Origin of the sequence: Neptuniibacter sp. QD57_21, from assembly GCF_047778075.1 — a bacterium.
Taxonomy (GTDB): Bacteria; Pseudomonadota; Gammaproteobacteria; order Pseudomonadales; family Balneatricaceae; genus Neptuniibacter.
In genome coordinates this window covers 316,753-339,674 of the sequence record NZ_CP180549.1, presented here as the reverse complement: position 1 = coordinate 339,674, position 22,922 = coordinate 316,753, and the positions used below count along the sequence as shown (strand labels likewise).

The window sequence follows — 22,922 nt, the reverse complement described above, 5'->3', positions numbered from 1 at the left end:
TTGAGAGCAAGTTTTTACATTAATCGTTTGGACAAATACGAGCTTGTGACGTAAAAACTCGTTAAAATAGGTCAACTTGATTAAATTGTAAGATCATTTTACTGAGATACCTAAGGTGACAGATTCAACTTTCATTTCTCTTGGTCGCGTACTCATCTTCTACGAGATGTGAAGCTCGACTCCTCTGGCGCATCTAGCGCTCCGTTTCGTTGTGTAATTAGAAAATTGCTGTTTTAGAGTCGAGATTAGAAATGCCTGCTGTTATTCCTGAAGATTCCGTTGGAATTATTACACCTGAAATTATCGAATTTAATGAGCCATTACAGCTTCAATGCGGCCGCACATTAGATAAATACCACCTTATCATCGAAACCTACGGTGAACTGAATAAAGATCACTCAAATGCGATTTTGATCTGTCATGCTTTGTCGGGTAACCACCATGTTGCTGGTTATAACAGCATGGACGATAAAAAACCGGGCTGGTGGGACAGCGCCATAGGCCCAGGTAAAGCGATCGATACCAATAAGTTCTTTGTTATCGCGTTAAATAACCTAGGTGGTTGCCATGGCTCAAGCGGCCCTAACCAGATTAATCCTGAAACCGGCAAACCTTATGGCCCTGACTTCCCGATTGTAACGGTCAATGATTGGGTCGAAAGCCAAGCGCGTTTGGCTGATCGCTTCCGCATCGAGCAATTTGCAGCCGTTATTGGCGGAAGCTTGGGCGGCATGCAGGCGTTACAGTGGTCGATCAATTATCCTGATCGTCTGCGTCACTGCATGGTTATCGCAGCCGCACCTAAGTTATCAGCACAGAACATCGCCTTTAACGAAGTAGCTCGCCAAGCAATTAGTAAGGACTCTCAGTTCCATAACGGTCACTACTACGAGAAAGATGAAGTACCTAAAGTCGGCCTAATGCTGGCACGGATGTTGGGTCATATCACTTACCTATCAGACGACGGCATGCGCAGTAAATTTGGTCGTGAACTTCGTTCCGGACAGATCAGCTACGATTTTACACCGCAGTTTGAAATCGAGTCTTACCTTCGCTATCAGGGCGAGCGTTTCTCGACAGCATTTGACGCCAATACATACTTGTTGATGACTAAAGCGCTGGATTACTTCGATCCAACAGTGGATAGCGGAAAAAGCCTTCCAGAAGTGCTAGCACAAGCAAAAGCGAAGTTTATGGTGATCTCATTCACTACAGACTGGCGTTTCTCACCAGAGCGCTCACGCGAGATTGTGGATGCGCTAGTAGAAGCAGATAAACAAGTGAGCTATGCAGAAATTGAAGCAGCTCAAGGCCATGATGCGTTCCTAATCCCTATTCCTCGTTACCTCGACATCTTCTCTGCTTATATGGAGCGAGTTGAGCAGGATACTATGGCACTAAAAGTAGAGGAGAAAAGCTAATGCGCGCTGATTTAGAGCTGATCAAAGACTGGGTAGAACCTGGCAAGCGCGTGCTTGACCTTTGTTGTGGCGATGGTGAGTTACTTCACTATCTACAAACAGAGAAGAACGCGACCGGCTACGGTTTAGAAATTGGCCAAGACAATATTACCGATTGTGTACGTAAAGGCGTCAACGTAATCGAGAAAGATATTGAAGAGGGCCTGGCCTCAATCAAAGACAATACCTTTGATACCGTGATCATGACTCAAGCTATTCAAATCATGATGCGTCCGGATCAAATCGTTGATGAGATGCTTCGAATTGGTAAAGAGTGCATCGTTACTTTCCCAAATTTTGGGCATTGGCGGGCACGAGGGTATCTGGCGTTCAGAGGTAAGATGCCAGTATCCAAGTTCCTACCCTATACTTGGTATAACACACCCAATACACATTTCTGTACGTTCAATGATTTTGAGCAGCTGTGTGTTGAACGCAATATCTACATCATGGAACGTACCGTTGTGGATAACGAACACCAACACCGGTGGTGGATCCATCTCTGGCCTAACATGCTGGGTGAAATTGCCATCTACCGGATTACAAAATAAGTGAGGCAGATAATGAATCGCTTAAGCAAATGGGCATCAGCTTTATTTTTGTCATTAATCGCACTCATTAGCCAACCCGTTCTGGCTGAACAGTTTGTAAAATATGACAACTACGAGATCCACTATAACGCTTTCTACAGTACTTTTATTAAGCCCGATGTAGCTCAGGCTATTGGTATCCAACGTAGTAAGCGACGTGCTTTGGTCAATGTATCAGTTTTAAAAATTGAGAATGGCGAGAAAAAACCGGTATCAGCGTTTGTAAAAGGCCAAGCAACAAGCTTGATACAACAATCGCAAAATCTCGACTTCAAAAAAGTCGATGAAGGCAATGCGATCTATTACATAGGTCAATTTGGTTTTACTGATGATCAAGTGATGCGCCTATCTCTAGAAGTACAACCGGACCCAAACAAACCCGCTTACACTGTAAAATTTGAACAACGCTTTTACGAAGAGTAAGCCCTAACAACTCACAAAAAGGCGCATTATCATGCGTCTTTTTTTATTTTCAGTGCGGTGAAAGAATGATTAATAAAATTGTGCTCGCCAGTGGCAACAAAGGTAAGTTGAAAGAGTTTAATCAAGTTCTGGCAGACTTAGGTGTCAAAGTTGTACCTCAATCTGAATTCAACGTAAGTGATGCCGATGAAACCGGCCTAAGCTTTGTTGAAAACGCCATTCTAAAAGCACGCCACGCCGCTGAAGTTACGGGGCTACCTGCACTAGCCGATGATTCTGGGCTAGAGGTTGATGCTCTTCAAGGCGCTCCAGGTATCTATTCGGCACGTTTTTCAGGCGAAGATGCAACTGATACCAAGAACAATGAATTACTTTTAGAACAGCTTGAAGGCATTCCTAGCGAACAACGCAGCGCTCGTTTCCGCTGTGTTTTAGTCTTTATGCGTCATGCTAGCGACCCAACCCCATTAATCTGTCAGGGTAGTTGGGAAGGGACAATTCTCGAACAAGCTAGCGGAAACAACGGTTTTGGGTACGATCCGCTGTTCTGGATTCCTGAACTGGAAAAAGCATCAGCTGAATTAGCTCCTGAACAAAAGAATCAACTCAGCCACCGCGGCCAAGCAGTTCAACTGCTGAAACAAAGTATTGAAACTTACTTGAAGTAACCGTTTATGAGCCTACAGCTGCCGCCACTCTCTCTTTACGTACACATCCCCTGGTGTGTGCGTAAATGCCCTTATTGCGATTTTAATTCTCATGCGCAGCGTGATGAACTGCCTGAAGCAGAGTATATCCAATGTCTATTGGATGATCTGGAGTCAGAAAAACATCTCGCACAAGGGCGCAGCATCCAAACAATCTTTATTGGAGGCGGTACACCCAGCCTATTTTCTGCAGATAGCTTTAAAGTATTACTGCAAGGCATTAACAATATTATCCCGCTAGAAAAAAATGCCGAGATCACGCTAGAAGCTAACCCTGGCACTTTCGAGCAAGATAAGTTTGTTGGCTATCGAGATGCGGGGATTAATCGACTCTCTATCGGCGTGCAAAGCTTTAACGATCAGCATCTCGCAAAGCTTGGGCGAATACATAACTCTGACAATGCGCTTAAAGCAGCCACATTAGCTCGTGAACTCTTCCCTAAATTAAATCTAGACTTGATGCATGGCCTTCCTGACCAAACGCTAGAAGGCGCATTGAGTGATTTAGAACAAGCGATAGCCCTACAGCCTGATCATCTATCTTGGTATCAGCTAACCATAGAGCCCAACACAGAATTTCACTCTCGTCCCCCACTACTCCCAATCGATGACACTCTGTGGGAGATCCAAGAGCAAGGGCAAGCGTTGATCCGCTCCGCAGGTTACAGCCAGTATGAAATTTCTGCCTATGCTAAATCGAATGAAAGCCAAGCCAAACATAATTTAAATTATTGGCAATTTGGTGACTATCTCGGCATAGGCGCAGGTGCTCACGGCAAGATCACACTTCCAGAACAAAACAAAATCATTCGCCGCTGGAAACAGAAACAACCTAAAGCCTATATAAACCCAGCAACAAGGCTAACAGGCGACACTGAAATAAGCCCAGAAGAGCTTCCTTTCGAATTTATGCTCAATGCATTACGGCTGTATCATGGTGTACCTAGCAATCTGTTTACAGAACGAACGGGGTTACCCCTATCGATAATCGAGCAGTCACTAGTAAAAGCACAACAACAAAAGCTACTAACAAAAGAGCTCCACACACTATGCCCAACCGAGCAAGGTCGTTGTTTTTTAAACAATTTACTCGGTTTTTTTATGCACTAAGTAGTTTTACGGTTCGCAAACAAGATCATTTGTACTAAGTTTATAAGCGATATTGAATTTTCTGCAGACAGGGATAGGTCAGCTCTCAAATTTTATTCCTAGGCGCAGTAAAAATGACAATAAAATTCAAACTAACGGCATTAATAACGTTCATTATCATTTCGATCGCATCGATGTACGGCATGCTCCATTTTGCAATCAACAACGTTTCCAGCTTGAAAGATGCTGAAACAGAAGTCAGCAACCTTGAAAGCAGCATGCTGACCTTGCGACGCCATGAAAAAGACTTCTTAGCTCGAGACGATATCAAATACCTAAAACGCTTTGACGATACCGTTGCTGCATTTCAAGCCGAAATAACCACTCTTGAAGAGCACTTAGACCACGCCGGTATTCCGCACGAGAAAACTAAAGATCTACATATAATCATTGATACTTATGCCGATAATTTCCATCAGTTAGTGAAATTGAAGCAGGAGATCGGTTTATCTCACAATGAAGGCCTACGCGGAGAGCTTCGCAAGGCAGTACACGGTGCTGAAAGCAAAGTAAAAGAGCTAGATAACTATCATCTCTTAGCCGATATTCTGCAATTACGCCGCAATGAAAAAGATTTCCTTATCCGTAAAGACCTGAAATACCGCAAAAAATTTGAAGCTAATTTTGAAAAATTAAATAACGACCTAGAAACTGAGTTATTCAACGAAAGCGATATAACCGAAACTAAACAGTTGCTATCTGTCTATCGTTCTAAATTCCTGACCCTGATCGACAACTACGAACAGCTTGGACTCAGCAGCAAGCAAGGCCTTCTAGGCGAAATGAGGAAATCAATTCACAAATCAGAGACTTTACTTGACGAACAAGTTATCGAAATTACGGAGCGTTTAGAAAACGAAATAGCTTCGATCCAGCTTTTCTCAAGCATAAAAGCCATCATCATCGCAGGCATCGTATCTGCAATAGCCCTATGGATAGCTCACAATATCATTTCTCGCCTACGCAACCTTCAAAAAGTAATGGGCAATGCCAAAGAAAATAAAGACCTGACCGTCCGTTACAATGTTGTCTCAAAGGACGAATTAAGTGATATGGGACATAGCTTTAATAGCATGATGTCTGAATTCCAAAGCTTGCTCGATCGTGTTAACAACTCTTCAATGCAACTAAGCGCCGCTGCCGAAGAAGTGTCCGCAATCGCTGTTGAAACCTCTCAAGGCTTAGAAACTCAAAAAGCCCAAGTAATCCAAGTCTCTGCCGCTGTACAAGAGATGGAAAGTGCTATGCGAGAGATTGCTCATAACACTGAATTGACTGCGCAAACTGCAAGCCACTCACAACAAAGCGCTGCTGAAGGCCAACGTATCATCAGTCACGCAATCGAGAATATTAACAACCTAGCAGAAGGTGCTAGCCAAAGTACCGAGGCTGTCACTCTGTTAGAAGAAAACGGTACTAAGATCGGCACAGTACTAGATGTTATTAAAGGGATTGCCGAACAAACTAACCTACTTGCACTTAACGCTTCCATTGAAGCTGCGCGCGCAGGTGATCATGGCCGCGGCTTCTCAGTCGTTGCGGATGAAGTTCGAGGTTTGGCTGGTCGAAGCCAAGAATCCGCGACTGAGATCGATGTCATGATTAATGACCTACAGCAGCAAACAGGTCAAGTATCCAACTTAATGATGCGTAGTGTCGAGGTAAGTGCTCAAAGTGCAGAAGAGGCAGGAACCAGCATTAGCGCACTGGATAAAATCATGAATGACGCCACCAACATTGTCGATATGACATCTCAGGTGGCTGCGGCTGTTGAACAACAGACTGCCATGGCAGGTGATATCAACAACAATGCTGAGCAAATTCAAACGATTGTCGAGGTAGCCAGCGAACAAGTTGGTCAAAATGCTGAAGCGAGTGAAGAAGTCGCTAAACAAGCGGCTTACTTACAACAAATAGTAGGCCAGTTTAAAGTTAAATAATTACCTTAGAGAGTTATACGGTTGTGAGCTTGCTGATTAATTTCAGCAACTCGCGCCGGCAACTCGCTTAAACAAGATACCTGAGCAGACGCACTAGGTGATTTATCACCCGATTGCAGATTAACCCAAATTGTCCACAACCCGACAGCGGCAGCACCTTCCACATCATGTTCATGATTGTCCCCCACATGGATAACCTGCTCCGGTCTTAAGCCCGTGTGCGCTAACATCTGTTCGAACATTAATGGGTGCGGCTTCATCTGCCCGACATCATCTGCTTTGAATTGGAAATCGATCAGATCGGCTAGGCCCACTCGATGAATATCAGCATTACCATTACTCAACGCACCCAACTGATAACCTTGCTGCTTCAATTCCAATAAAACTTCACGTGCATGCTCAAAAAAGACCACTTCCTGGCGGGCTTGAATAAACACGTCAAAAGCTTTGGCAGCCAAGGCTTCTACTTCATCCGCGCTGTAACCCGCTTTTCGAAGACCATACTTCAACTGCGCCATCCGAATCAGCGTTACACTATGGGCAATCTCTGGAGCATCTTCTAAAACGATCTGACGCAAAACAGCAAGATCATGTAACTTGTAATGCTGTAAAAATGCCGATGCATGCTCAGATATCCAAGTAAACATAGTTTGGTTTGCATGCAGGATAACAGGGTCGACAGCCCAGAGAGTATCATCAAGATCAAAGGTAATGCAGCGTATCATTTCTGGCTCTTTTTCCGTGCACGAGGGTGAGCACCTTCGTACACTTTCATTAAATGTTGGAAATCTAGGTGAGTATAGATTTGTGTTGTGGATATATCCTCATGCCCTAGGAGCTCTTGTACGGCACGAAGGTCACTACTGGATTCAAGAATATGGCTAGCAAAACTATGACGGAGTCTATGCGGGTGAACTTTACCATTCACACCTAGATATTTACCCCAATAATCCATCCGCTGCTGCACCGAGCGAACCGTAATACGGCTACCACGCTTACTAACAAAGAGCGCATTCTCATCATAGTTAGCCAATTCGTGACGCACATCGAGCCATCGATCTAAAGCCTCAAGTGCCTTCCGCCCTATGGGTAATTCACGTTCTTTACGGCCTTTGCCCACGACCCTCAAGCTTCCCTCGGAAAGATCCAAACTATACAGGTCGATAGCCACCAGCTCTGATACACGCAGTCCAGATGAATACATAAGCTCCATCATTGCGGCATCCCGAGCAGAAATGTTATCGGTCACGGGTACATCGAGCAGTGTTCCCATCTGATCAACATCGAGTGTAGAGGGCAGCTTACGGGGTGATTTAGGCGCTTGCACGGCTGCAGCAGGGTTTTGCTCTACTACCGATTCACGAGAGAGGAAATTATAGAAACTACGGATAGCTGACAGAGAGCGCTGAATACTGCTACCGGCCAGATCTTTACGATGTAGCATCGCTACATACTGGCGAATGTGTTTAACCTCAACCGAAGACCATTCAGTCAGGGTCTGTTGCTCAGTAAAATCGAGTAGTTTGTTGAGATCGCGACTGTAATTATCGAGGGTGTGAGGAGAGAGCTGGCGTTCAGTCGCTAGGTAATGAAGAAACTGCTCTAACAGCGCTTCTTTCAACTCTCTCCCCTATCTTTCTTTAATGATCCTGCTGACGCAGAATACGAGAAGCTACGCGGCTTAATACTTCACCAACATAGCTTAGCAATACTGTGCCTTGGCTACTGGTAAAGTAGTTCGCATCAAAGCTACCAATTGCCAACAAACCTAAAGTTTCGCCCTGCACTAACGGCACAACAGCAGCGGATTGAACTTTGATAGCTTCATCACCAAAAATGAATTCATTTTCAGCATCAGACAGGCGTCCACAGCTAGGTAGATTAGTACCTACCAAACTATCAATCACCGCAGCATCTTCACGCAGAGTAAGTCGAAGGTTATTCACATCTAAAGGTTTGCTCGTGAACAAAATCAACGCTGTGCTATCGCTAGCAAAGTCCTGACATAAGCTTTCATCAATCGCTACAGCAATATCATCCAGCGTTTCAGCTTCCAGTAATGCCAATACCATACGCTTGGTCTTCTCGAACTGCAGATCATTATGTCGTGCAATATCGATCAGATCAGAAAGGTGCGCTGTTAGATTCTGGTTTTTTTCACGAAGAACCGTAGTTTGACGCTCAACCAAAGAGACAGCTCGACCTGTCTCATGAGGTACGTGTAATTTTTCCAGTAATTTTGCATTACCTGTGAAAAAGTCAGGGTGTTGCTGGAGGTATTCCGCTACCTGAGCTTCGTTAATCTGTCCTGTTTCTTCACTCATACGAAGATCTGTCCTTCATAAACCGTTGTTGCTGGCCCTGTCATAATAACGGGATGGCCTTCACCCTGCCACTCGATCTCAAGATCGCCACCAGGAAGATGAACTGTCACAGGCATATCGAGCAGACCGCGCAATTTTCCTGCAACAACCGCGGCGCACGCACCGGTACCACAAGCAATCGTTTCACCAACGCCACGCTCAAATACACGCAAATTAACTTCATTGCGTGCCAATACCTGCATAAAACCGATATTCGCTTTTGCAGGGAAGCACGTATGAGGCTCTAGCACTGGACCCAATGTTTCTACTGGCGCTGTTTCGGTGTTATCCACAACTAAAACCCCATGCGGGTTGCCCATAGATACCGCACTTAATTCAACTGTTTCAGCTGCGCCTTGATGGTCAACCTCAACAGGGTAAGTAATTGCTTGCTGGTCGGCCGCAAAAGGGATCTCTGAAGGCTGCAATATAGGCTGACCCATATTGACCTCAACTCGCTTATCTTCGCGAATTTTCAGGCACATACGGCCATTAGCCGTCTGCACGACAACTTCGGACTTACCCGTTAAGCGCTTATCGCGAACAAACTTGGCGAAGCAACGGGCACCATTACCGCAGTTCTCTACCTCTGAGCCATCTTGATTGAAGATCCGGTAACGAAAATCCACATCTGGATCTGAAGGTGGCTCAACGATTAATAGCTGATCGAACCCTACACCAAAGTTACGATCACCAAGCTTTTTTACCAGTTTAGGCGTAACTTTTACGCGCTGGGTCACTAGATCCAGCACCATAAAGTCATTACCTAAACCGTGCATTTTGGTAAAACGGACTAACATCAATAACCCCTAACGATCCTTAGGTAACAGCTGTTCACCCTTAACTAGATCAGCCAGAGTTTCACGCTTGCGAATCAGGTGGAATTGATTGTCATCCACCATCACTTCCGCAGGACGACCACGGCTATTGTAGTTAGACGCCATCACAAAGCCATAAGCGCCTGCAGAACAAACAGCGAGTAAATCACCAGCTTCTAGTGTTAGCGCACGATCTTTACCTAAGAAGTCACCCGTTTCACAAACAGGACCTACAAGGTCCCATTGTTTCTCTTCACCACCTTCGCGCAACATTACCGGAACAATCTCCTGATAAGCGCTGTATAAAGATGGACGGATCAAGTCATTCATTGCACCATCAATGATTGCGAAATTTTTCTCGCCAGTGCACTTCAAAAACTCAACACGAGTCAACATTACACCGGCATTGGCCGCGATAGAACGACCAGGCTCAAAAATCAGCTCAAGGTCACGACCTTCAACTTTCTTAAGAACTTCTGAAATATATTCTTGAGGCGTTGGAGGCACTTCATCGGTGTAACAAACACCTAGACCACCGCCCAAATCCAAATGCTTAATTGTGATGCCTTGCTCAGCTAACTGATCTACTAGTACCAATACACGATCGAGTGCATCTAGGAATGGAGTAACTTCCGTTAGCTGACTGCCGATGTGGCAATCCATACCGACAACATCAACATTTTCCATCTGAGCTGCGCGGCCATAAATGCGTACAGCTTCATCAATATCGATACCAAACTTATTCTCTTTCAAACCTGTAGAGATATAAGGATGGGTACCTGCATCTACGTCTGGGTTCACACGGAATGAGATCGCAGCCACTTTGCCTTCAGCACCAGCGACTTCGTTTACACGCTCAAGCTCAGCTTCTGACTCAATGTTAAAGCAACGAATACCTACTTCGAGAGCACGCGCAATCTCTGCTGGCTGTTTACCAACACCTGAGAAAACAACTTTAGAAGCATCGCCACCTGCACGTAGAACACGTTCTAGCTCACCGGCAGAAACAATATCGAAACCTGCACCTAGGCGCGCAAGAACATTTAGCACTGCAATGTTGGAGTTAGCTTTTACGGCATAACAAACTAATGAGTCATGCCCTTCTAATGCATCTGCGTATGCTAGGTAAGCACGCTCAAGTGCATCACGAGAATACACATATGTTGGTGTACCAAACTCTTCGGCAACGCGTGTTAAAGCAATTTCTTCACAGCAGAGCTGCCCATTTTTATATTCGAATGAATCCATGAAAATTCTCTTACTTCTGCTGTGATTTTTTCTGATTTTCTGCATCAGGCAGATACAAAGGGCCTTTCTGGCCACATCCACCCAGTACTAACATACTAAGCAGGACAACTAATCCAATTCGTTTGGTCTGCGTTTTCACAGTGGGAATCCCATTAAACGGTCTAATGCGTCGATTATACCTAGTTCACAGAGATTTCATAAAAACGTTTTTCATATCCAAGTAGATATAAAGAAAAAACTGCCTTTTAATCGATAATTTTGGGAGTTAATGAGAACCATTCTTCGGCTTTTAGCTATTGCTTGATATACTTCGCCTCTATAAACACGATTTCAAGGCAACTACGCCGGAGTAAACATGACTGAAAGCGAATTTAACGATCTGGTTGATGAAACATTAGAACAGATTGAAGAAGTGCTAGATGATGCAGAAACCGATATTGATGTTCAGTTCGGCGGTGGAATTTTAACGATCATCTGTGAAAACCGCACTCAGCTTATTTTTACCCGTCAGGCTCCAGTTAAACAACTATGGTTGGCAACCAAGAGCGGTGGTTTCCACTTTGACTATGATGAAAACCTTAACAGCTGGGTTTTGGATAGCGACGGCCAAAAGCTTGAAGATTTCTTCGGCAAAGCCTTTGCTGAACAAGCGGGTGAAAATCTGATTTTCGATCTATCTGGAGCTTAATATGTCATTCTCAAATGCGCTACAACGCCACTTTGACACCTTTAACCAGTTAGACAAAATTGCTGCTGATAGCCAACTTCTGGCCGATCAAATAGAGCAATGCTTCGACCAAGGCGGCAAATTGATCTTTATGGGTAACGGCGGCAGCGCAGCCGACAGCCAGCATCTAGCAGCTGAGTTTGTTGTACGTTACAAAGCGGAACGTCGCCCACTCGCAGCGATAGCACTTACGGTTGATACTTCGATTCTTACCGCTCACAGCAACGACTACAGTTATGATTCTGTTTTCACTCGTCAGCTACAAGCATTAGCCAAGCCTGAAGACCTAATCATCGGCATATCGACTTCAGGCAACAGTGCTAACGTCATTGATGCAATTGAAGCGGCGAAAGAGATCGGTTGCACCACTTGGGCTTGGACAGGCTCTCACGGTGGTAAGCTAAACGATATTGCCGACCACTTAATCCGCGTACCATCTGATGAAACAGCACGCATTCAAGAAGCCCACATTTTTGTAGGACACTGGTTGTGCGAAGAGATGGACAGAAGAACCACTAGCAACGCCTAATGGTTCGTCCGCATTAATTTCTATTAATGCAGACTCGCTCAGTCAAGGCGTACAAACGATCCAATGCGCCTTGATTTCCCTTTACAAAGGCCTGACCTAACTCGCCAATTTTTTCTCTTTCAGCAGGCTCTTGTATCAATTTCTCAGTCTGTTTCAGCAACGCCGTTTCATCTTCGACTACGACTAAGCCGCCAGCTTCTCGTAACGAGTCGCAAATAATTTGGAAGTTAAAGAAGTTCGGTCCCATAACAACGGCTTTCTTTAAAACTGCGGGCTCCAATGGATTATGCCCACCGCGCTCAATCAAACTACCACCAACAAACGCAATATCAGCCGCCGCTAACAGTTTCATAAGTTCACCCATAGTATCGCCAAGATACACTTGAGTTTTAGGGTTCGGCTGTTGACCTAAGCTACGACGCGCCAACTTAAAGCCTTGCTGCTTTATAAGCTCCGCAACTCCGTCAAATCGTTCTGGGTGGCGAGGCACAATGACCAGCAATAGCTCTGGAATACCCTCTAACAGCTTGTGATATACATTTAAGATCGCACTTTCTTCGCCTTCATGCGTACTGGCAGCAATAAAGACTGGTCGATCTAAACCCCACATTTCTCGCAGGGCTACAGCCAAACGCTCACTCCCTTCTGGAGCCGAGACATCAAATTTGATGGAACCGGTTACCTCTAACGCGCTCTGCGGAAGGCCTAAATCGACAAAGCGCTGACCATCAACACTATTTTGCGCAGCTATCTTAGTGATCTGCTTTAGCATCTGATCAGCTATCTTGCTGAAACGAGCGTAACCTTTTGCAGATCTTGCTGATAAACGTGCATTTGCGACTAACACAGGCACATTGTGTTTGGCACAACCTGCAATCATGTTTGGCCATAATTCCGTTTCAACAACCACACAACCGCGCGGTTTCACTTTGGAAAGAAAACGATTAATCGCACAAGGCGCATCATAAGGACAGTAATAGTGAGTAACACTATCACCGAAAGTATCGATGATTCGCTCCGCTCCCGTTGGTGTCATAGTCGTCATCACAATAGGCAGCTGTGGATAGCGAGCTTGTATCAGCTTAACGAGAGGAATTATCGCCAGTGCCTCACCGACAGAAACAGCATGAATCCATAAAGGACGATCGTCAAAGGCTGGCGATTGAAAAAAACCAAGTCGCTCTTGCCAACGCTGGCGATAAGCAGGCGCCTTACGACCTCGCAACCATAACTTCAGCAAAATAAACGGTAGAGCGATATAAAACAGACAAGTATAGAGAGTGCGATTCATAAAAAGTGAGCACATCAGTCGACAATAAAGTCGTCTAGTATAACACGCATCGGCTAGCTCCTAAGCGCCCCCATGCTTATAATGCCGTCTATGAATACACTTAAACTTGATCTCGTAATCGTGGGCGGCGGCGTAGCTGGCCTTTGGCTTCTTAATAGAGCAGTAAAAGATGGACTAAATACCATTTTGCTGGAAAAAGACACCTTAGGTGGCGGACAGACCATCCGTGCACAAGGGATCATTCATGGCGGTACGAAGTATGCGCTAAACGGCGTACTAACCCAAGCTTCCAATACGATAAAAGAGATGCCGCAACGCTGGCGTGATTGCCTAAATGGCAACGGCGAAATAGACCTTACCTCTGTAGAAGTTCTATCTGAAGCTCACTATATGTGGTCTAAGGGCTCCTTAGGCTCTCGCATGACTACCTTCTTTGCGACCAAAGCCTTTCGCGGACGTGTTGAAGAGGTATCGAAATCAGATCGCCCTAAAGTGTTTTCAAATTCCAAATTTAAAGGGTCTCTCTACCGTTTGAATGAGCTGGTATTAAACGTACCAACCGTGATTGATGCACTGAGAGCACCTGTTGAAGATCGCATATTCAAAGCGGATTTGAACCAAGCTGAAATCCAGATTCATGATCAACAAATTCAGAGCATCACCTTTAAGAAGCATGACCTAACACTTGAAACAGCTCAGCTGGTACTGACCTCTGGTGAAGGCTACGAATCTATTGCTAGTCAATTATCGCTCGAACAGCCTGAGATGCAAAAACGCCCTTTGCATATGGTAATGGTCAAGCACGACCATAATTTGCCTACGTTTGCCCACTGCATCGGTACTGGCAGCAAACCAGTAGCAACGATTACCACACACCCTTGCAGTGATGGCAAACAGGTTTGGTACCTTGGCGGCGATGTTGCCGAAACCGGGTTAGATCGCTCCCCTACTGAACAGATTCAATTTGCTCAGAAGGCATTAACAGACCTACTGCCTTGGGTAGATCTTTCCGATGCGCAATGGAGCACATTCCATGTGAATCGCGCCGAACCTAAGCAATCATCCCTAGCGAGACCCGATTCTGCTTTTGCTCAGAAAGTCGGCAATTGCATCGTGGCTTGGCCAACAAAATTAGCGCTATCGCCTGATTTAGCCGATCAGGTGTTACCTTTATGTAAGAAAATATCATCTGATACTGACCTTTCACCTCTAAAAGTACTTTCTAAGCCGGAAACCGCACAGCCTTTATGGGAGAGTGAGTTTTGATTAAACGCGAGCTAGCTCAAACAAGTTTAAAGATCTCACCCATCGGCTTAGGCACAGTAAAGATCGGTCGAGATAAAGGCGTAAAGTATCCAACGGGGTTCACCATTCCTGATGACAAAGCGGTGCTTGATTTAATCGCACAAGCTAAAGATTTAGGCATCAACCTGATCGATACAGCCCCTGCTTATGGCAATAGCGAAGAGCGCTTGGGCCCTTTGCTTAAAGGGCAGCGTAACGACTGGGTTATCTGTTCAAAAGTCGGTGAAGAGTTCGACAATACAACTGGTGAATCCGGCTTCAATTTCACGCCGGAGCACGTGCAATACAGTGTAGAGCGCAGCCTTAAACGCTTACACACGGATTACATTGATATGTTACTGGTACACTCTGATGGAAATGATGTAGAGATCATCCGCAAATACGGTATTTTGGATGTTCTAGAGGAACTAAAACAGTCAGGCAAAATCCGCGCGACTGGTATGTCGACGAAGACCGTAGAAGGCGGATTATTAGCTTTAGAGAAATCTGATTGCGCGATGGTGACTTACAATCTAAACCATCGAGATGAAGAAGCCGTCTTGGACTACGCAGCCCAAAACAATAAAGGCATATTGCTTAAAAAGGCACTCGCTTCTGGCCATATCTGCCTAGATCAAACTCAAGATCCAATTCAGGCCAGTTTTGATTTTATCTATGCCCATCCGGGCGTAACTTCGGCCATTATTGGCACAATCAATCCTAAGCATCTAGCCAGTAATGTGAACGCTGCTAATGCCGCGCTCAGCAAACTTGCGATCTAAGTTAGTTTAAATAAAGAGTGCGATAGCCGACTATTCGTCGCTATCGCCCTGAATTTTCTCGACAATGGCTGTAGTAGAGCAATTATCAAGGAAAGAAAGCACTCGAACCTCACCACCGTAGCTACGAACAAACTCACCACCAACGACGCCTTCAATGCCATAGTCGCCGCCTTTGACTAAGACATCCGGTTTCACCTGTTCCAGCAAACGTTCAGGGGTATCTTCAGTAAAGTACAGCACCCAATCGACCGCTTCCAAACCAGACAATACTGCCATGCGACGCTCAACCGGATTAATAGGGCGACCCGGTCCTTTTAAGCGACTAACGGATTCATCACTATTGATCGCTAAGACAAGGCGATCGCCTTGCGCTCTTGCTTGCTCAAGATAACCAACATGACCGGCATGTAAGATATCGAAGCAACCATTGGTAAATACAATACTCTCGCCAGCAGCACGCGCATCAGCTAACGCAATTAATAACTGCTCTTCGGTCACTACACCGCGCTCAGCACCTTGCTCTTTAGTCACTGCACGACGCAGTTCTGGCGCACTGATAGCCGCAGTACCCAATTTCCCAACAACAATGCTCGCTGCGATATTGGATAAAGCCACAGCATTAGTGAGTTCCTCACCCGCCGCTAAAGCTGAAGCAAGGGTAGATATAACGGTATCGCCAGCACCTGTTACATCGAACACTTCGCGTGCACGTGCAGGGAAATGAACCTCATCGCCTTCAGCAGGAATCAAAGTCATACCATGTTCACTGCGGGTCACTAGCAAAGCCTCTAGTTCAAGCTCTTTCGCTAACGCCTGTCCTTTAGAAACAAGTTCTTCATCAGATGCACAATGTCCAACAATTGCTTCAAACTCGGACAGGTTAGGCGTCAATAAGGTTGCACCGCGATACTTACTAAAGTCACTGCCTTTAGGGTCAACCAGCACAGGTACATTTTCTGCTTTTGCCGCATTAATTAAACCTTGGCAATCAGACAGAGTACCTTTACCGTAATCAGACAGCACCAACACGCCTACATTCCCTAATAAAGGTTCTAATTCTGATTGGATACTTTCGCTGTGTTCAGCAGAGAAAGCTTCTTCAAAATCTAAGCGAATCAACTGTTGGTGGCGACTGATAATGCGCAGTTTAGTGATCGTTGGCTCTTCTTCGGTAATCGAAAAAGCACAGTTCACTCGAGCAGAGGTCAATTGCTTCTGAAGCGCTTCACCCGCTTCGTCTTTACCCACTAAACCAACTAAAGAAACACCTGCTCCTAAAGCGGTCACATTCAATGCAACGTTGGCAGCGCCACCTGGGCGATCTTCATTCTGCTCAACTTTTACCACTGGCACCGGTGCTTCAGGGGAAATTCTTGAGGTCGGCCCATGCCAATAACGATCTAGCATTAGGTCCCCTACAACCAGAACCTGTGCTTTATCAAAACGTGGCATATTGATTTTCATTCAATTTCTCCGTGACTAAGATGCTCAGTCATTTTCAGTAAACTGCTTCTGGTAAAGATCCGCATACATTCCACCTTTCTCTAAAAGCTCGGCATGCGATCCTTTCTCCATAATTTGGCCTTGATCCATTACGACAATTTGATCCGCAGACTCTATTGTTGAAAGTCGATGCGCGATCACCAAAGTCGTTCGTCCTTTCATTACGTTCTCTAAAGCTGCTTGGATATGACGTTCTGACTCTGTATCCAAGGCTGATGTCGCCTCATCAAGAATAAGGACTGGGGCATTTTTCAAAATCGCACGAGCAATCGCGATGCGCTGGCGCTGTCCACCTGAAAGTTTGGTACCTTTTTCACCCACATGAGTATCTAAGCCATCAGGCATACGCTCGACAAATTCCATCACATGAGCGGCGCGTGCTGCCTCAATGATTGCTGATTCCTCAACATCAGGATCTACTCCGTAGGCTATATTCTCACGAATTGTGCCATCAAATAGGAATACATTCTGAGTCACTAAGGCAATATGGGATCGTAAAGAGATCAACTCGTAGTCATCGAGTTTATGCCCATTTAGGAGAATAGCTCCGCTCGTCGGTTCATAAAAACGAGGGATCAAGCTTGCCAACGTAGACTTACCGCTGCCCGATCGCCCCACGAGAGCTACAGTTTGCCCTGGTTCCACTTCAAGATTTAAACGATTAAGTACAGGCTTATTGGACAGATATGAAAAACAGAGATCTTTAAATTCAAGCCGACAATTTCCTTGATCGTTTTTAGTAACCAAACTGCCTGTATTGCTTTCTACGGTTTCATCCACCAATTCAAAAATACTTTTAGCTGCGGCAATACCACGTTGAATAGAACTGTTTACTTCAGTTAAAGCGCGTAGCGGCTTAGCAATTAAGCCAGCAGCAATAATAAACGCAATAAACTGCCCCGCAGTCATATCGTTATTCATCATAGGATGTAGCGCTAAGAAAATAAGGAGAGCTAATGCACTGGAAACAATAATCTGAACAATAGGAACACTTAAACCTTCAGTGAACGCTAATTTTAAACTTTGACGCAAATTCTGCTCACTGGCTTTTTCAAAACGTTTTCGCTCTTTATCACAACCACCAAATGTACGCACAATCTGAACACCTTGAATGTTTTCAGAAGCGACATGAGTGACATTCCCCATAGAATCTTGAATACGATGACCCAAACGACGAAAACGTTTAGAGGCAATCATCACAACCAAAGCAATTAATGGAGACACTGCCACAAATACCAGAGTCAGCTGCCAATTAAGATAAAGTAGATAAACAAAGAGACCAATAACTGTCATTCCTTCTCGGACAGCTACTTTAAGCGAGTCCGTAGCAGCAGTTGTTACCTGCTCAACATTGTATGAAATTTTAGAAAGAATATGCCCCGAGGCATTATTATGGAAATAATCGAGGGGGATTTTCAGCAACTGATCAAACATGACTTTTCTGAGCTGATGCACGACATTACGAGCCACATAAGCGGTAAAAAAGTTCCCCATGAAAGTACCAATACCACGAGCGATTGCAATACCAATCACCGCAAGAGGGCCATAAATATATGTTCCTTCTTTAGCCTCACTAATGGCATCAATCAAATATTCCATCAACGCAGCAAAACCAGTCTGGGCACTGGCATAGAGGATAAATCCAAAGATGCCCAACAAAAAAGGTAGCCAATAAGGGCGAACATAGGTTAAAAGACGAAAATATATTTTCATCCCCACACCTTTTTCTTGGTCATTTTTAGACATAAATGGGTATGAATCCTCAGAAATTAGCCCAGCATTATAACCTGATGATATAACTTCCCCAACCTTCTCTCTGGCTGAGAAACAAGGAGACACGTATAATCGGAAGCTTATTGATCAAGATCTGATTGACTGTGAATAAAACCGAATCCTTTTTAGCTCCAAAATACTGGCCAACCTGGTTAAGCGTCTTTCTACTGAGAATACTCGCCTTACTGCCTTTCAAATTGGGTTTAGCCTTCGGCCGTTTGTTAGGTGTAGTTCTTTACCATTTGTTGCCCAAGCGTCGTCATATTACCGCGGTAAACTGTAAGTTATGCTTTCCTGAACTCAACACTGCCGAACAAGAACAATTTGTAAAAGATGTTTTCAAAAATAACAGCATTGGGCTAGTTGAAACTGCTTGGTCATATTGGGGCAACAAAAAAGCCTTACAAAGCCGCACTGAATATCGTGGATTTGAATTATTGGATGAAGCCTTAGCCCAAGGGCGTGGAGTCATCTTGCTTGGGGCCCATTATTCCCATTTAGATTTAGGAGGCATGCTATTTTCTGGACATGGTGCTCCTCTTATCTCTATGTACCGCCAACACAATAATCCATTAATGGAAAAAACAATTAGTGAAGGTCGAGCATCATTTAGCCGCCCAATAGAACGAAAACAATTACGAGAAATAATTCGCTGCCTGAAAAAGAACCAAGTTGTATGGTATGGACCTGATCAAGATATGGGGCATAAAACATCCGTATTTGTGCCTTTTTTCGGTCAAACGGCAGCCACCGTAACAGCGACAACTCGCATGGTAAAATTAAACAATTCGCCTCTTCTATCAATGCAACAACGCCGTAAAGAAGACGATTCTGGTTACATTGTAGAAATTGTCCCAGTAGATAACTTCCCTAGCGGGGATGAAACTGAAGACGCAACATTGGTGAATTTAGCCGTTGAAGCTGGCGTAAGGAAAGCACCTACACAATATATGTGGGTTCACAAACGATTTAAAACACAGTTAAATGGCAAGGAAAGCCCTTATCAGAAATCCTCAACGCAGTAGGACCACCGATGAAATTGCCTTTAAAAATCATTTTAGTTAATCGACTTACCAAATTTATTGGAGCGTTGGTTAAAGGGTTTTCTTTCCTTTTTCACTTCTTGTTCCCAAACAAGCGATTCACAATACCTACGCAGAGCGATCCATTAATAAAATCTAACAAGTGCACTAAAATTCCAAAAGTCATTTGGCAAACAAACTACACCAACCGCGTAAGCCTACCAGTGTACTGCAACTACTTGTTCAATAGATTAATCTCTCCAGATTTTGAATACCGCTATGTCAGTACTGAAGATCGTCTAACATTTATTAAAGATAATATGCCTCCTGAAGTCGCCTCAGCATATGAAAAGCTTACTAATGGAGCTGCCCAGGCTGACTTATGGCGTATGATAACTCTAAATCACCACGGCGGTATCTATATGGATATTGATGCTCACGCTGTTTGGCCTATATCCAAAATGATAGATGAAAACGATGACGAATTATTTTTGCTAAATAAAGAACATTACACTAATTACTTTATTGCTAGTTCGAAAAACAACAGATTCCTCACCACAACAATAGAAAATATCGTAAAAAACATTCAAGACAAAAAAATTGGCTCTGGAGTTTACGATCTAACTGGCCCCACAGTGTTCAATAACGCAATAGGCTCTGAATCTGTAAATCATCGCTACTATAAGATTACTTGCATTCAAGGCAGTTTTACCAATGAGCATTTCCAATATATTGATAAGCCAAGAGGGAAATGGACTCATATGAATAAAGAAGATCTTTTAAAAGACTAAAACAAAGCAACTTAAACTTTCCCATTTGGAGCACTATCAATGAGCAGGCGGATTATGCAGTTGTGCCTATCACCAAATTTTGGTGGCTTAGAGCTCTATATGCAGCGTTTGAGCAGTTATCTACAAACCCAGGCACCAATTCATGTTGGAATTGCTCAAGGAAGTAAACTAGACAACACACTGACTGAACAGCATGATCTGCCAATTTTACGTTTGCAAAAACATGCATGGAAGAACATTTTCAAAAATGCAAAAACTCTTGCTAAATATATTGATGAAAATGAGATCGATCTAGTCCATTTGCACTGGACAAAAGACCTCCCTCTCTGCGTCTTAGCAAAAAAATTAAGTAAACGTAATCCTAAACTCGTCCAGAGCCGTCATATGAATATGACTCGCTTCAAGAGTGACTTCTATCATCGATACCTCTATAAAAATATCGATCTAATGATCGCCGTGACACAGCAAGTAAAGGATCAGATTACACGCTTCATACCCGCAGAAATATGCCCTCCCGTGAAGACCTCTTATATTGGGGCTCCAATTTATCAGCAACTAAACAAAGAATTAAAAACAGACCTAAAAAAGCAATACCAGCTAGAAAATTCCTTTATCGTTACCCTTGCAGGTCGTATTGAACCTGCTAAGGGGCAAGCCCTATTAGTATCGGCACTTGAATATTTAAGAATCCCTAATGTGCATCTGATGTTCATAGGTGACGCTATGGAAACTGAGTACCTAGAACAATTCAGAAATAGTATTGTAGAGAAAGGATTAACTGAACAAGTAAGATTTACGGGGTTTGTAAACAATGTTCAAGATCTCATGGCGATCAGTGATTGTGTTGTTTTAGCCACCGATAAAGAAACCTTCGGAATGGTTCTAATCGAAGCAATGCATACAGGAACGGCTGTTATTGCGAGTAATAGCGGAGGTCCTCTAGAGATCATCAATGACAAAGTAGATGGATTGTTATTTACTAGTGGGTCAGCTGAAGATTTAGCCGAAAAGCTCAAACTCTATTACAACAATCATGAATTGAGACAAAAGCTTGCAGATGCCGGCAGAGTGAAAGCACAAGCTGATTTTGAAAGTAATACTCAATTCTCTGAAGTAAATGATTTGCTGCAAAACATCTAATTCAAGCTGAGATAATAGCCTTATTTCCTAGTGATAAACTACCGAAGAAAAAACCAATCTATCCAACGAGGTAAATAGGGCTATCAGATACCTTTGCTGTTTCAAAACTCAAGATAGCAGCTGACTTATCCATCAACTGTTTACTTTCCACGCTGATATTTTCTTGCTTCAGATACTTTTCCAGAGGTAACTCGACCTCGTTGCCCCAAAGTACAGTCACATCTCGATCTGATTGACGGTCTTTGCAAGCAAGCCGATATACCTCTCCTTGCTTTTGGTAATGCCGTACTTCCACATTACCCAAAACATCGAGCATAGTTTTGTAAACCCAAAAGGCTTCGCGCTTACGCAAACCTTCTCGGCTATCAACCAAACCATAACCGGGCGCGATAAGTTGATGCCAATGAACAGACTCCACTCTCTGAGTAGCCATAGCCTGCAGATGGTAGCGAAGTAAAAAGTTCGCATAGTCGCTTTCACTTACGCACTCAGTTTCGCTGGTAGGTGCCCAAGGAGCTGTATTGGATAGGGGCCAATTTGCTTCTGTCAGCAGTAATTTACTGGACGTTTTAGGACTTAATCTGGCGATACTGTGCAGGAGCGTAATTTTATTAAAGGTATCAAACACCTTCATTTGTGGATTCTCTGGTGCTCCACGTCGATCTACATAGAGAAGTGCTGCTACTTTATCGAACTTCAATTTAAAGCCATTAAATAGAGCTCTAATCAGGTAAGGGTATTCAAAGTCGATAACTGAGGGGCCTAATAGCTTTAACCCATGGAACTGCTGATCTCGGACCTTCTGCACCACCTGATAAAACTGCAGATACTCAGCTACAGAGAAGAAGCCCCACTTAGAACGATTGATCGTGGTTCCAATTTGAAACTGCTTTACTAGAGGTGAAAAAACTTCAAAAACTCTGGCCATATCCTTAGCAAGTAGTTCATGATCACCAATATGCTGACGATCTTGCACTACCACTAAGAGAATCTCTTTCTCTCCAAACCCGGCCACAAACTGATAATACTCATCTATACGATCCATTTCCGACAGGAAAAATCGCACCTGTAAGCTTTTACAACCCAGTTCCTCAACTAACTCATATTGCTCTTCCCCTTTGTCTAAATTGACACAAAGAGAAAAGAAATGATCCGAAGACGGCTCCACTTTTCGATTAAAGAGCCAAGCGATTAGAGCTAAAGGAAAGACTAAGCAAGATGTCAAAAAGGTAAGCAGATAGTCCTTAAGATGCTTACGTTTCATCCGCTTTTTATAAGTTCTATCCGTGATGATTCGCGGTTGATCGGAATAGTGATCCCACGGGTGTAGATCATCATCTGAACTAGGTTTAGGCGCTGGCAAGACGCTCTCCTTCTAAACA

At 44.1% G+C, this 22,922-nt stretch carries 23 protein-coding genes; 13 read left to right on the top strand and 10 right to left on the bottom strand.

Translation table 11 applies throughout. The features are described from left to right. The first annotated feature begins 251 nt into the window (after positions 1-251). The 6 genes from metX to ACMXYS_RS01420 all read left to right on the top strand — a co-directional run bounded on the left by metX (position 252) and on the right by ACMXYS_RS01420 (position 6,269). Positions 252-1,421: a homoserine O-succinyltransferase MetX gene (metX, locus tag ACMXYS_RS01445; RefSeq protein ID WP_415897396.1), complete on the top strand. Its 1,170-nt coding sequence runs from the start codon at positions 252-254 to the stop codon at positions 1,419-1,421. Further along, positions 1,421-2,011, top strand: a complete 591-nt coding sequence (gene metW / locus ACMXYS_RS01440) for a methionine biosynthesis protein MetW (RefSeq protein WP_415897395.1) — start codon at positions 1,421-1,423, stop codon at positions 2,009-2,011. Before metX ends, metW begins: the two co-directional genes overlap by 1 nt. Before the next feature lie 12 nt (positions 2,012-2,023). Beyond that, entirely contained in the window at positions 2,024-2,473 is a 450-nt protein-coding gene (locus tag ACMXYS_RS01435; RefSeq protein ID WP_415897394.1) for a DUF4426 domain-containing protein, read from the top strand. A 65-nt stretch (positions 2,474-2,538) separates the two neighbouring features. After that, the gene (locus ACMXYS_RS01430) at positions 2,539-3,141 is read left to right on the top strand and encodes an XTP/dITP diphosphatase (RefSeq protein ID WP_415897393.1); all 603 of its coding nucleotides are present in this window, start codon (positions 2,539-2,541) and stop codon (positions 3,139-3,141) included. A gap of 6 nt (positions 3,142-3,147) precedes the next feature. Beyond that, complete coding sequence (hemW, locus tag ACMXYS_RS01425) at positions 3,148-4,290, top strand: radical SAM family heme chaperone HemW (protein WP_415897392.1); 1,143 nt, start codon at positions 3,148-3,150, stop codon at positions 4,288-4,290. A gap of 113 nt (positions 4,291-4,403) precedes the next feature. Beyond that, entirely contained in the window at positions 4,404-6,269 is a 1,866-nt protein-coding gene (locus ACMXYS_RS01420; protein WP_415897391.1) for a methyl-accepting chemotaxis protein, read from the top strand. Positions 6,270-6,274: 5 nt separating this feature from the next. Here the strand turns inward: ACMXYS_RS01420 and ACMXYS_RS01415 are convergent, their stop codons facing one another. From ACMXYS_RS01415 to lptM, 6 genes are read right to left on the bottom strand one after another with little or no spacing between them, the layout of a single operon-like run. Then, complete coding sequence (locus tag ACMXYS_RS01415; protein WP_415897390.1) at positions 6,275-6,994, bottom strand: HAD family hydrolase; 720 nt, start codon at positions 6,992-6,994, stop codon at positions 6,275-6,277. After that, complete coding sequence (xerC, locus tag ACMXYS_RS01410) at positions 6,991-7,890, bottom strand: tyrosine recombinase XerC (RefSeq protein WP_415883211.1); 900 nt, start codon at positions 7,888-7,890, stop codon at positions 6,991-6,993. The genes ACMXYS_RS01415 and xerC overlap by 4 nt, the downstream gene beginning before the upstream one ends. Positions 7,891-7,909: 19 nt before the next feature. Next, entirely contained in the window at positions 7,910-8,593 is a 684-nt protein-coding gene (locus ACMXYS_RS01405) for a DUF484 family protein (RefSeq protein WP_415897389.1), read from the bottom strand. After that, complete coding sequence (dapF, locus tag ACMXYS_RS01400) at positions 8,590-9,432, bottom strand: diaminopimelate epimerase (RefSeq protein ID WP_415897388.1); 843 nt, start codon at positions 9,430-9,432, stop codon at positions 8,590-8,592. The genes ACMXYS_RS01405 and dapF overlap by 4 nt, the downstream gene beginning before the upstream one ends. Before the next feature lie 9 nt (positions 9,433-9,441). Further along, complete coding sequence (gene lysA / locus ACMXYS_RS01395; protein WP_415886672.1) at positions 9,442-10,698, bottom strand: diaminopimelate decarboxylase; 1,257 nt, start codon at positions 10,696-10,698, stop codon at positions 9,442-9,444. A 10-nt stretch (positions 10,699-10,708) separates the two neighbouring features. Continuing rightward, complete coding sequence (gene lptM / locus ACMXYS_RS01390; protein WP_415883207.1) at positions 10,709-10,837, bottom strand: LPS translocon maturation chaperone LptM; 129 nt, start codon at positions 10,835-10,837, stop codon at positions 10,709-10,711. Positions 10,838-11,053: 216 nt separating this feature from the next. On the opposite strand from lptM, the gene cyaY reads away from it, so the two are divergent. Beyond that, positions 11,054-11,386 (top strand): iron donor protein CyaY, encoded by a 333-nt coding sequence (gene cyaY / locus ACMXYS_RS01385; RefSeq protein WP_415897387.1) that lies wholly within the window; start codon positions 11,054-11,056, stop codon positions 11,384-11,386. Between the two features lies 1 nt (position 11,387). After that, complete coding sequence (locus ACMXYS_RS01380; RefSeq protein WP_415883205.1) at positions 11,388-11,954, top strand: SIS domain-containing protein; 567 nt, start codon at positions 11,388-11,390, stop codon at positions 11,952-11,954. A gap of 13 nt (positions 11,955-11,967) precedes the next feature. Here ACMXYS_RS01380 and waaA read toward each other — a convergent pair whose 3' ends face one another. Next, on the bottom strand, positions 11,968-13,245 hold the full coding sequence (gene waaA / locus ACMXYS_RS01375) for a lipid IV(A) 3-deoxy-D-manno-octulosonic acid transferase (protein ID WP_415897386.1): 1,278 nt from the start codon (positions 13,243-13,245) through the stop codon (positions 11,968-11,970). Positions 13,246-13,335: 90 nt separating this feature from the next. Between waaA and ACMXYS_RS01370 the strand changes: the two genes are divergently transcribed. Continuing rightward, on the top strand, positions 13,336-14,511 hold the full coding sequence (locus tag ACMXYS_RS01370; protein WP_415897385.1) for an FAD-dependent oxidoreductase: 1,176 nt from the start codon (positions 13,336-13,338) through the stop codon (positions 14,509-14,511). Beyond that, on the top strand, positions 14,508-15,311 hold the full coding sequence (locus ACMXYS_RS01365; protein ID WP_415897384.1) for an aldo/keto reductase: 804 nt from the start codon (positions 14,508-14,510) through the stop codon (positions 15,309-15,311). Before ACMXYS_RS01370 ends, ACMXYS_RS01365 begins: the two co-directional genes overlap by 4 nt. A gap of 30 nt (positions 15,312-15,341) precedes the next feature. Here the strand turns inward: ACMXYS_RS01365 and hldE are convergent, their stop codons facing one another. Both hldE and msbA read right to left on the bottom strand, forming a co-directional pair. After that, entirely contained in the window at positions 15,342-16,775 is a 1,434-nt protein-coding gene (hldE, locus tag ACMXYS_RS01360; RefSeq protein ID WP_415897383.1) for a bifunctional D-glycero-beta-D-manno-heptose-7-phosphate kinase/D-glycero-beta-D-manno-heptose 1-phosphate adenylyltransferase HldE, read from the bottom strand. 24 nt (positions 16,776-16,799) lie between these two features. Continuing rightward, positions 16,800-18,527, bottom strand: coding sequence for a lipid A export permease/ATP-binding protein MsbA (msbA, locus tag ACMXYS_RS01355; protein ID WP_415897382.1), 1,728 nt, complete (start codon positions 18,525-18,527; stop codon positions 16,800-16,802). Positions 18,528-18,691: 164 nt separating this feature from the next. Here msbA and ACMXYS_RS01350 point away from each other — a divergent pair, with 164 nt between their 5' ends. From ACMXYS_RS01350 to ACMXYS_RS01340, 3 genes are read left to right on the top strand one after another with little or no spacing between them, the layout of a single operon-like run. Continuing rightward, complete coding sequence (locus ACMXYS_RS01350) at positions 18,692-19,612, top strand: lysophospholipid acyltransferase family protein (RefSeq protein WP_415897381.1); 921 nt, start codon at positions 18,692-18,694, stop codon at positions 19,610-19,612. An 8-nt stretch (positions 19,613-19,620) separates the two neighbouring features. Continuing rightward, the gene (locus ACMXYS_RS01345; protein ID WP_415897380.1) at positions 19,621-20,400 is read left to right on the top strand and encodes a glycosyltransferase family 32 protein; all 780 of its coding nucleotides are present in this window, start codon (positions 19,621-19,623) and stop codon (positions 20,398-20,400) included. Positions 20,401-20,439: 39 nt separating this feature from the next. Beyond that, positions 20,440-21,540 carry a glycosyltransferase family 4 protein gene (locus ACMXYS_RS01340; RefSeq protein WP_415897379.1) on the top strand — a complete coding sequence of 367 codons (1,101 nt, stop codon included), beginning with the start codon at positions 20,440-20,442 and terminating at the stop codon, positions 21,538-21,540. Between the two features lie 58 nt (positions 21,541-21,598). Here ACMXYS_RS01340 and ACMXYS_RS01335 read toward each other — a convergent pair whose 3' ends face one another. Further along, the gene (locus ACMXYS_RS01335; protein ID WP_415897378.1) at positions 21,599-22,903 is read right to left on the bottom strand and encodes a hypothetical protein; all 1,305 of its coding nucleotides are present in this window, start codon (positions 22,901-22,903) and stop codon (positions 21,599-21,601) included. Positions 22,904-22,922 lie beyond the last annotated feature (19 nt).